6 protein-coding genes are annotated in these 11148 nt (G+C 42.3%); 2 read left to right on the plus strand and 4 right to left on the minus strand.

Going from position 1 to position 11148, the window contains the following annotated elements; genetic code table 11:
• Window positions 1-135 precede the first annotated feature (135 nt).
• The gene (locus tag NH399_RS11645; protein ID WP_253040407.1) at window positions 136-3378 is read right to left on the minus strand and encodes a hypothetical protein; all 3243 of its coding nucleotides are present in this window, start codon (window positions 3376-3378) and stop codon (window positions 136-138) included.
• A gap of 475 nt (window positions 3379-3853) precedes the next feature.
• A complete protein-coding gene (locus tag NH399_RS11650) occupies window positions 3854-5239 on the minus strand; it encodes a tetratricopeptide repeat protein (RefSeq protein WP_253040408.1) in 1386 nt (461 codons plus the stop codon).
• Between the two features lie 258 nt (window positions 5240-5497).
• Between NH399_RS11650 and NH399_RS11655 the strand changes: the two genes are divergently transcribed.
• Complete coding sequence (locus NH399_RS11655; protein ID WP_253040409.1) at window positions 5498-6802, plus strand: hypothetical protein; 1305 nt, start codon at window positions 5498-5500, stop codon at window positions 6800-6802.
• A gap of 28 nt (window positions 6803-6830) precedes the next feature.
• Here the strand turns inward: NH399_RS11655 and NH399_RS11660 are convergent, their stop codons facing one another.
• Window positions 6831-7871, minus strand: a complete 1041-nt coding sequence (locus NH399_RS11660) for an ACP S-malonyltransferase (protein WP_253040410.1) — start codon at window positions 7869-7871, stop codon at window positions 6831-6833.
• A complete protein-coding gene (locus NH399_RS11665) occupies window positions 7871-10108 on the minus strand; it encodes an alpha-ketoacid dehydrogenase subunit alpha/beta (protein WP_253040411.1) in 2238 nt (745 codons plus the stop codon). Before NH399_RS11665 ends, NH399_RS11660 begins: the two co-directional genes overlap by 1 nt.
• A gap of 353 nt (window positions 10109-10461) precedes the next feature.
• Here NH399_RS11665 and NH399_RS11670 point away from each other — a divergent pair, with 353 nt between their 5' ends.
• The gene (locus tag NH399_RS11670) at window positions 10462-11115 is read left to right on the plus strand and encodes a class I SAM-dependent methyltransferase (RefSeq protein WP_253040412.1); all 654 of its coding nucleotides are present in this window, start codon (window positions 10462-10464) and stop codon (window positions 11113-11115) included.
• The last annotated feature ends 33 nt before the right edge of the window (window positions 11116-11148 follow it).

The following is an 11148-nucleotide window of genomic DNA, read 5'->3' on the forward strand; positions in this document are numbered from 1 at the left end:
AATCACCCAGAGTCCTCTCTCCTGAGAATAACTAGCGCGAATCCCTTGCTAACAAACTACTTAAAAAACAATAAGATACATTAATCATCCAAAAGATAGTCACCACTCAATCCTAAGTGGTGACTATCATCAATATTACTTTAACGGCTTCGCAGGTAATGTACCTGGCAACCAATTCGTTCCTTTTTCTAATAGCTTATTTTCCACAGCTTGAATACTCTTGCTAATATCAACCAGAGCATTGTATACCTCTTGATAGCCATTGTTAGCTCTCTCTAAGCGTAGCTTTTGCAGACCAGAAACACTGGTCGTGCTCTCATTTCGACTCCAACGCAGATAACTGATATAGCCGCTCACAGAAGTTGGAACAGGCTCTGCGCGTTTTGATACAACAGAGTTACCATTAAGCTTGAGCTTTACTTCTTTCAGTTGCTGTTTTGTTTGGCTCAGCGACTGCTTTAATGATTGTTCAGCTGTTAAAGTTTCTACAATGGCAGCTTCTGCATGTGCAATACGAGACTCTAGCTCCTTGATATATTTTCCAGCGCCGCTTATGGCTTTAGCCAGCTGCCCCGCTTTCATATCAAAGGCAAGATCTTGTGTTCTTTGCTGACTTGGGAATGTGCGATTATCAATCGCCGTCACCTCAAACGTCTGACTCTGCTGATAATCGGTTTCGACACCGTTTACCCACTTTGCGATCGATACCTGATATTTCCCAGGAACCACCAAAGGTCCCGAATTATTTTTGCCATCGACTTTAATGGGGGAGAAACCTGGGTAGCGAAGATCCCAGTTTACTTGCTGGAAACCTTGCTTGGCAGGCTTTTTAATTCTTCGTACAAGATGCCCGTCTGCATCAGTCACCGTTAAGACTATATGAGCAGCTTCCTCGAAGTCTTCTTTTTTCAGTGCATCCCATGACGGATAAAAAACGTCTTTACCTTTTTTAATTAATGCTTTTTCTTTTGCCTGACGCTGCGCTTTGAGCGACTTAAAGTCTTCTTTCAAATAGTAAAAGAAAGTCGCGCCATACTCAGGATTTTCAGCCATATAATAATCACTACCGCGCATGCTTTTTCCTGGCAAACCTAATGGGCTGAACTCAATAAATTGATAGGCTTTACGCACAGGGAATAACGTTGCAGGAGACTTTTTCACCTTGCTGGCACTTTCTCTTAATGGCCCATAGTTATCTAAGACATAAAAGCCGCGGCCAAAAGTGGCTAACACCAAATCACTTTCGCGACGTTGGATTTCGATATCACGAACGGCAATGGTTGGAATGCCGCTCTTTAGTTGAACCCACTGCTCGCCACCATTTTGTGAGAAGAACACACCAAACTCAGTGCCTACAAACAGTAAGTTTTCATTCTTATGGTCTTGTGCAATAGCGTATACCGTTCCCCGTTTGGGCAAATTATTGGTAATGTTTGTCCATGATTCACCACGGTTATCACTGCGGAATACATAAGGTTTGAAGTCGCCTTTTTTATGATTATCAAAAGTCGCAAACACAACCTTATCATTAAACAAAGATGCCTCCAGGTCGCTCACATAAGAATTATCTGGCACTTTCGAAGGCCAATCTGCTTGTGTCCATTTTTTGCCATCATTAGCCGAGACCTGAATAAGACCATCGTCGGTTCCAGCAAATAAAAGCCCTTCAACCAGAGGCGACTCGGTTAATGACACAACACTGCCATAGAAAGAAGTCGACTTATTTTTAGCAACCGTATCAACGCCCCAAACTCGATCCATCACCTTGAGTTTGTTTCGATCCAGATTACGAGACAAATCTGGACTGATTGCTTGCCAGGAATCACCTTGGTCATCTGAGCGAAAAACTCGCTGAGAAGCATAATAAAGACGTTTATGGTTGTGAGGGCTGATCAGCAGTGGGCTGTTCCAGTTAAAACGCTGTGCTTCATTGGCATCTGGAGAAACCGGTTGTATTTGAACTCGCTCACCGCTTTTTCTATCGTAACGAGACAAGCCGCCATACTGATATTGAGAATAAATAATATCGGCATTTGTCGGATCAATGGCAGGTTTAAAACCATCACCAAACTGAGTATAGAGCCAGTCACGGTTACGAATACCGGAGGTATGACTGGTTCGATGAGGCGCACCCAGAGTTGCATTATCTTGAGTACCACCATACACATTATAAAATGGGTAGTCGTTATCAACGGCTACTTTATAAAACTGAGTGATCGACATATTATCTTTGAATGACCAGTTAGCAGCCTGATCCCAAGACTCATAGATACCACCATCACTACCAACAATCAGATGACGACTGTTATTCGGATCAATCCATAGCGCATGATTATCAACATGCTTATGTTTCTCGCCCGCTTTCTTAAAGTTTTTTCCACCGTCTTTGGTAACCATCAGATAAGTATCTAACGAGTACACCCGGTTATGATCGTTAGGATCGACAACAAGCTCTTGGTAATACTGCGGACTACCGGATACGTAGCCACTTTGTTTATGCCAACTTTCACCTTTATTCGTCGAACGATAAAAGCCACTCTTACCATCGGCTGCTTCGACTACCGCATAGATCGTATCAGGTTTTGACGGAGCAACCGCAATACCGATTCGCCCAAGCTCTACGCTTGGCAATCCTTTGTTGATCTTACGCCAGGTTTTACCTGCATCGGTAGATTTATACAGAGATGACTCAGGACCACCGTTGATGAGTGTCCATACATGGCGACGACGCTGATAAGCAACTGCATAAAGCGTATCTGGCGTATCAGGATCGAACACAACATCACTGACTCCCGTGTGCTCACTGATATCCAGAACTTTGTTCCACTTTTTTCCACCGTCAGTGGTTTTATATAAACCTCTATCGCCACCTTTGTTCCATAGCGGGCCTTGTGCGGCAACATAAACCACATCATTGTCGCGAGGATCGATGAGAACTTTACCGATGTGTTCAGAATTTTTTAATCCAACATTTTTCCAGCTTTTACCAGCGTCTATCGACTTGTAAACGCCATCACCGTAACCAACCGAACGTTGACTGTTGTTTTCGCCCGTACCTACCCAGACAACACTGGGATTATCAGGAGCAATACTAACGGTGCCTATAGAATAAGATGCCTCATTATCGAATACTGGTGTCCAGGTAACTCCAGCATTAGACGTCTTCCATACGCCACCGGAAGCAACCGCAGCATAGTACTCAGCCGGGTTCTCTGGATTAAAGGCAAACTCACCAATTCGTCCTCCAGTCACCGCAGGCCCAATGTTACGAAACTTCAGAGAGCTGTAAATATTTGCATCGTTTTCTTCTTTTGCATAAGTCATGCAACTACCAAATGAGATAGCAGCAGAAAGAAAATACAAGGAGAGTTTTTTCATGAGAACCCCTGTTTTAATTGTTATGAAAATAGCGCAACAGCCAATATCTCAAAGCTTGTATGCGTCATCATTCTCAAGGCTAAATAATGAATAGACGCTATCATAGAAAGGCTTATCTAGAACAGCAACTACGAAATTATAACAAGCTATGTATTTTGCGCTTTAGAAGCCCCCTCCCCGCCGGTGCCTCATTAAAAAGCAGCTAGCTGTCTGAACCTTATCAACCAGGGTTAGTCAATGTCGGCACCTGTTTGCCTCGACTTCGCCAGTGGTGGGTAATCACTATCGTAATATTTGACTTTGGCAGACTCTAAATCAGAGGCTTCAGTAGTAATAATAACTTGAGGGCTCGCCTTTTAGCTCAAGCTAAAAGACTTGCGAGATATGGCACAAATTAGAGATTTTTGAAAACTGTCATTCATCAGAATATCTGATTGACTTTATTAGGTAATAAAAAAGGCCGCGAGAGCGACCTTTAGTGACTATAAAAGCTTATTAAGCGATTAACGTCAAAATAACCACCGATCCCTAGCTCCAGCTGCAAATGCTGCTGAATATCCTTGGTGACACTGCCACTGGCTCCTTCTTTGCCAGCTAATGCATTGCGAATATATAACTCAAACTTCTGTTGCGGAGTAACCGCAGGCTGGGCAGCCTTGATTAGATACTGATTTTTATGTTCTGCAACGGCTTGCCGGATTAATGACTGAGCCGCCAGTCGGGCTTCATGATGAGCATCGCTGGTCATTTGACGCTTCGACTTGAGCGCCGCTAACTTTTTGCCTAAGCCAATGATTTCATGGGCCTGATGCTCAGTGTCTTCATCCACCAGAGAGATAGGCGCATTATAAATCCGATCATCAACCTTTACCTTCAAGTCCGACTGAGCGGAGCGCTGCATAATAGTGACATCGTACTCGTAAGTACTGTAAACGTCCTGGATCACCGTTGGAGGCATCATAGAGAGATGATGCAACATGCCATTTAGCTCATCCTCTAAATAGATAAATTGTTCTCGCTCTCGCTGCCAGTAATCATGAGCTTGGTCAGCACGACGGCGAATGTCCCTTAAATCTCGCTCTGTATCATTGACTTCACGATTCCAGCGCTGATATTCCGGGCTGTTAGCAGGATATTGATTACGACGAGAAATGGCGCGGTTAAGCTCCTGCTCTAACTGATGGGTATCTCTTTGCAGATGCCGATAGTCTTCTCTAAAGCGGCGGGCTTCTCGACGAGTATGGGCAGCCTGCTCTTTCTGATGATAAATGCTGTTTTGCAGTGCTAAGAACTCGGGATTTGCAATGGTCTCGGTGCCACTAACATATTCTGCAGAACGTCGTTCAGAAAACGAACGTGTCTCAATATTTACCGGGGCTAGCAGAACCTCTATACGATGCTTTGCCTTGGTTGACACTTTCAGTCCGGCAATTCCGTTGGCTAACTCTGGTTGTAACAAACGCTGATTGTACTTAAGCCTGGTTAAAAACTGCGTGTCTTGTTTTAAGTCGGCATAAAGTTGGTTGTAACGCTGTAACGAGGATTGGTCATATTGAGCAGCGGCGAGCTTAGCATGCAGCAACAAGGCCTTGCCCTTAAGGCCTTGCTTCTCAGCAGATACAGCCAGTTTTTTTACTTCACCTAGCCATTGTCGATAATGTGTCTGGGCCTGAGCCAGTTTCGCTCGTGTTTTCTGATCATCAGGCTCAAGCTTTAATGCCTGCTGGTACTGATTCACCGCTTCTTCATAACGCCCCTCGAGCATATTATCCTGAGCCGAGTCCATCAATCGCTGATGCGCGCATCCTGTCAGAAGGAGAAAGCCGACAGCCAGTAAGAAAGATTTTTTGAGGGTTATCATAATTAGTCCAAACAACAAAGGGTGATTCAAATCATTAATCAGGTTATAGCATAGCGTTTTTCATAGATTGAAAGCAGCTTCAGCCAAGATTCAGGGGTAAAATATACCATGAGCAAATGAATAAAAACTGAATTGACAATATTTACGACTAATACCAATAAAGCCGAGTATAGCGCTAAAATAGAGCATATTTTAGACAGCCATAGCTCCAGAAAGTGTAACTGCAACCGATCCTAGAATCAAAAATCCGGAATAAGAATGACCCTAGTAGAACAGATCAAACAGGTTCTTTATAGAGCCCCAATAGCATCCATTTCTCAGCTGAGACGCTCATCCAGCCAATCTATGCTGCTTTATTATTTATCCTCACTGATATTATTTACCGTGTTTATTGGTTTATATAATCATTTTCAGGCAGACTTTAAGCAAGGGTTATTGGATTATCTTTTCCCTCCTTCCTGGCACGATCTGACAGAAGACTTTGTTCACTTTTTCTATGCCGCTCAAGCCAAAGTCGTGCTAAGCAATATGATATTGAGCACATCCTTAGTCTTTGCTTCGATTTTTCTGTTTCCGTTGAAAGAACGCTTTTCTGCCCATTTTGAGAAAGACTCAGCCTATAACAATGGCGCCGGAAAAGAGTTCCCACTGATACTTCAGGCATGGGAAGAAACCAAGCTGTTCTTACTGTATTTAACCGCTCAATTGATTATTCTGTGGATTGGTTACTATCCCTACTCGATCTCAAAATGGCTATCCATTATTTTGAGCTATTTATTTTTGTTCTTTACCTTTGGGCTAGATATCATCTCCCCTACCTTTCAGCGTCATCGTATTAAGTACACCACAATATTAAAAGTGCTTAGCCGATACGGGTTAGTCACTCTGCTTTTTGGTGTACTTTATAGCTTGCCAATGATCTTGCTCAGTCTATTGATTATCCATAAAACTTCATTCAACTTCGCACAAACATCCGCCATTCTTTTTTTAGTCAATATGCTATTTATTACGCTCGCAATTCCAGCAGGCACTCACTTGGCGAGTCAGATGATGGCGACCGCAAAAAAAACGCCTCCGATGAAGTTGAAAAAGAAGCTGGGCGTTTATGGCTTAACATTAATGCTGCTTGGTGCAGGATTATTTTTGCATGGCCGATTGTTAATAAGTATTCATCATAAAAGTCAGATTTTAAAAGTGGAGTATGATATTGACTGGTCTTCATTCGATGCAAGTTTGCCAGACTTCTCTGACTTTATATCTGGGCAATCATCGGCATCATTAACCTTTGATTTAGTGATTAATAACACTTCACCTTATGATCTGGACTTTGAAAAAAGCCAGCTTATTGTTAGCAAAAAAGACATAGAGATAGGACAAGTTCATATCAAAAATTTCAGCGTTCCTTCTGGGCAACAGAAAAAGATAACCATGACACTAGATTCCATATCAGATACAAGCTCAATCGTTGAGTTTTCTGACATACTGGAAGACTGGCGCATAGATCTTAAACTGGAAGTTTGGCCAGGTATTCCCTTTGTTGTTAACTTGGTAGAAAGTCAATAAGAGGAAGTTCACTTCCTCTTACTCTTCATTACTGAGTCACCAAATTGCGCTGCAACTCATTCATGCCCATACTTAATACAAAAGGATCATCACTTTGTGCTTCGATAAAGTCAGCTTTGCTGTTAAATTTGTGCCAGTGATGATTAATCAGTTCTTGAGCGGTTGGTGCCCCTAGTGTGCTACCAGGCCCTAAGATGATAAGCTTATCGGGCGCAAACTCTTTGATGCTGGTTTCAATAACGCTAGAATAGTTATAAGTGTCATGAACCTGATCTTCTAAGGTGTAGTCATATAGTGCATGTCTATCTGTTGAGAAGGACTGCCAGATACGCCCGCGCCCATCAATTAAAGGTACATTAGGTGCATTAAACATAGTGGCCGATAATTGCTCTTTGGCTATCTTGGATGTGTTTTTCATGATAGGGCTATGAAACGCTGCATGATTAGGTAAGATCAGAGGATAGCGGTCTTGAACTGGTGGCAAATTTTTTGCCAATAACCCCAGCGCTTTTTTATTCGCAGCAAGAACTTCAAACCCACCTAAATGAATCGATGAATAAACTTCAGTCCCTTCAACTTTTTTAACACCTGCCACCGTTTCATCCAAAGTTGCTTTTAACTGCGCATCATGAACCCAGTTTTCGTCAACGGTTGGATAAAGAATCTGTCCTCCTTGCCCATGATGCTGCATGATATTGCCCATGGTATTTACCAACATCATCCCCTGTTCATAAGACAATGCTCCAGCACAGGCAAGTGCAAGATACCAGCCCATAGAGTTGCCAGTAATTGCGACAATGTCATACTTTTCTTGGTTAATGGCTTGAAAGTCCGCAACCGCACAAGCATAGATTATAGAAGAAGCATTTTCACTTGAAGTATGCTTTTTTATCGAGTAAGCACTCGCGGCATCGAGTTCAGAGATCGAAGTTTGATTGTTAGCTTCTCTTTGTTGATCAAGTAAAGCAATAAATTCTGTTTTATCACTATGATGCTTTTTTAAATAACCCAGCTCAGTGGCATTGTATGTTCCACGTCCGGGGCAAATCACTACAGCAGTTTGTTTCATTATGAATTGCTCACCTTTTTGTGTTGAGTTTTCTTATTGGTTAATTCAAGCGCGGCTTCAACAATACTTTCACATGATGGTAAAACCAGATTAGCAGCAGCAGCCAAGGGAATAAACGAGTCTTCAGCAGCAATACGCGAGAAAGGAGCATCAATATTGTGTTCGGCAAGGCAGGTCATAATAGCTTCACTGATAGATCCCGTCTTTCGGCATTCATCGACAACAAGAATGTGCTCACACCCAGCGACTGCATTAATAATTTCTGCTTCGTTAAGCGGTGCTAACCATCGTAGGTCGACCACCCGACAGCGGATATTTTTTTCTTCGAGATGCTTTGCAGCCTGTCGACTTAAATAGTAGCCATTGCCATAAGTTAAAATGCATAGATCTTTTCCATCACCTTCTATGTGAAGATCGCCTAGTAAAATATCTTCGCCTTCGCCCGGCGCTTCATAAGGCGATGCCCAAAGTCCATCTTCAGGCTCATGCAGATCACGTGTCATATACAGTGCAATCGGTTCAATAAAAATAATGACACGCTTTTGCTCATGAGCTAATGCGACACAAGTTCTTAACATCTTGGCAGCATCACGACCATTACTTGGACAAGCGATGATCACTCCTGGAATATCACGAAAAACATTAAAAGAATTATCGTTATGGAAATGTCCCCCAAATCCTTTTTGATAAGCGAGCCCTGCAATACGCACAATCATCGGGTTAGAGTACTGACCATTAGAGAAGAACGACAAGGTCGCCGCCTCTCCTCGAATCTGGTCTTCAGCATTATGCACATAAGCTAAAAATTGAATCTCTGGAATAGGCAAAAATCCATTGTGAGCTAATCCAATTGCAGCACCAAGAATACTCTGTTCATCAAGTAAGGTATTCACCACTCGAGAAGGACCAAACTTGGCATGCAGCCCCATGGTTGCACCATAAACGCCACCTTTTTTGCCAACATCTTCACCACACACAATGGTGTTAGGATACTGTAATAAAATATCCGACAAGGCCAGACTGATATGTCGAGACATGTGCAACGGCTGGCCAAACTGACGCTTATCTTTTGCAAAAAGTTCATTACGTTGTTCTGCCGTTGGCAATGGCATAGGCTCAACATCGTTGCGCTGAGGAGCGATCGATGCCATCACTTCTTCTGCCGTTGTTAACTTAGGCTTGGTAATGGCTTCTTCTGCCACTCGAGCAATTCGCTTTTCGATGTCTTGATAAAACTGGCACACTTGTGTAGGTGTTAAAATATCGTTCTCAACCAGTATTCGAGCCGTGTGCAATAAAGGGTCTTGTGCTTCGATAGCTTCGATTTCTTTGACACTGCGATAGCTGACTTCGGCATCAGATCCTGCATGCCCCATTAAGCGAATCGTTTTGCAATGAAGAAACACAGGCATTTTGTTAACTCGTGCATAACGCTCGGCTTTCTTTGCCGCTTGATATACATCGAGAATGTTAAGCCCATCGCAATAAATATATTCAAAGCCGGCTCTATGTTGAAAGTTTGCTTGAATCCATCCTTCGGGTGTTCGGGTAGAGATACCAATACCATTATCTTCACATACAAATACAATCGGCATTGGCGTTTTTTGATAAGCAGCCCATCCAGCCGCATTAAATGCACCTAAAGCGGTGGAATGATTGGCAGAGGCATCACCAAAGTTACAGACAACCACACTGTCAGCGGGCATGTCTGTTTCTATAGATTTGATTTTATTTGCCAATCCAATGGAATAAGCAGCTCCCATTGCCTTAGGCAAATGGGATGCAATAGTACTAGTCTGAGGAGGTATATAAAGTGCTTTGCTTCCTAATACTTTATGTCGTCCAGCAGAGATAGGATCTTCGTTAGAAGCAGAAAATGATAGCAATGTATCATACACAGGTGTTTCGCCATCAACCTGACGGCTTCGTTGAACGACAAAGGCACATGATCGATAGTGTAAAAATGCCATATCAGTATAACGAAAGACTTTTCCTAGTACTGCATTTCCTTCATGTCCAGCACTGCCAATGGTATAAAAGCTCTCTTTTCTTGCAGCAAGCTTTCTTGAAGCAAAGTCAAGATGACGACTGATTGCCTGACTTTCAAAAAGTTCAACAACTTCTTGAGAGGTCAGACCAACGTCTTGGGGTGTTAGTTTATGTAAGTCTTCAGGAAAGTTTTTATCTAGAACACTTTTGCAAAAGTTTTCATGAATAATATCTGCGCGATTCGACATCTTGTTACAAACTCATCGACCAGTTTTTAGAGCAGCCCATTGTTCAAGATCACCTTTACTCCGTCAAGCATGGCCAAAACCTTTCATAGAAATTTCAACCTAAAAAATAAGCATTTAATTTAATTTCTAGTATTTATAAAGCTTTCAGGAAAGCCTTTTTGAGATTTTTATTCGAGGCTTTTTTTAAAAATGCTTCAATGCAATATAATAGGTTCTTTTTGACTCGCTTAATGTAGACCTATATCACGAGTTAAACGCGTTTTATGATAGAATTTTATTTCTAACGCTTGTTTGAAATCTCTATCAATAATAAAGACGACCATGTTCATTACAGTATCTAAAGAGCCCACTCCATGCTGTTTTCATTAAAACTGATCTTTAAAGAATTTGGGGAATGGTTAATTGTCGTAAAACGCTATTACTATCATCCTCGCTTTCTTGTTATCGAAGTCATGTTGTTTATTCTGTACTTTTTCAGCAATCCCTATCGACTATGCCGTCGATATTTTAATCAAAAGGCTCAAGAAGGACAGATTTATGGAGAGACGCCTCTAACAACCTATGTCCAAGTCATACAAGAGCTATCGCTCTCTGCTAGCTCTAAGGTCGTCGATCTGGGGTGCGGTCGAGGGCGTCTGGTGTTCTGGGGCAGCTGTTTTACATCGGCACAAATGGTAGGCATTGATTGTGTGCCCGCTTTTATTACTCGAGCCAAATGGATATCCAGACTCGTTAAGCTCTCCAGAATAGAGTGGCAATGCACTGATATATTAGAAGCCGACCTAACCCAAGCTACTCATGTTTATCTTTTTGGAACTACTTTAGAAGACAGCACCATTACTGACTGGCTAATCAAACTGCGAGAGTTCCCTCCCGGTGTTCAGGTCATCACTGTGAGTTATTCATTATTAGAGTATGAAGGAGCGGCGGATTTTGAATTGATAAAAGAAAAAGAAATGGACTTTGCCTGGGGAAAGTCGAGCGTATTTTTTCATCAGCGGAAATAAAAAAGGCTGATAGAGAGTTTCTCTATCAGCCTA

The sequence above is a fragment of the Pleionea sp. CnH1-48 genome (assembly GCF_024124665.1).
GTDB lineage: Bacteria > Pseudomonadota > Gammaproteobacteria > Enterobacterales > Kangiellaceae > JAMXSB01.

Bases quoted from the DNA above. Each gene is read 5' to 3' on its own strand.
- NH399_RS11645 (WP_253040407.1), bottom strand. From the start codon at position 3,378: ATGAAAAAACTCTCCTTGTATTTTCTTTCTGCTGCTATCTCATTTGGT.
- NH399_RS11650 (WP_253040408.1), bottom strand. From the start codon at position 5,239: ATGATAACCCTCAAAAAATCTTTCTTACTGGCTGTCGGCTTTCTCCTT.
- NH399_RS11655 (WP_253040409.1), top strand. From the start codon at position 5,498: ATGACCCTAGTAGAACAGATCAAACAGGTTCTTTATAGAGCCCCAATA.
- NH399_RS11660 (WP_253040410.1), bottom strand. From the start codon at position 7,871: ATGAAACAAACTGCTGTAGTGATTTGCCCCGGACGTGGAACATACAAT.
- NH399_RS11665 (WP_253040411.1), bottom strand. From the start codon at position 10,108: ATGTCGAATCGCGCAGATATTATTCATGAAAACTTTTGCAAAAGTGTT.
- NH399_RS11670 (WP_253040412.1), top strand. From the start codon at position 10,462: ATGCTGTTTTCATTAAAACTGATCTTTAAAGAATTTGGGGAATGGTTA.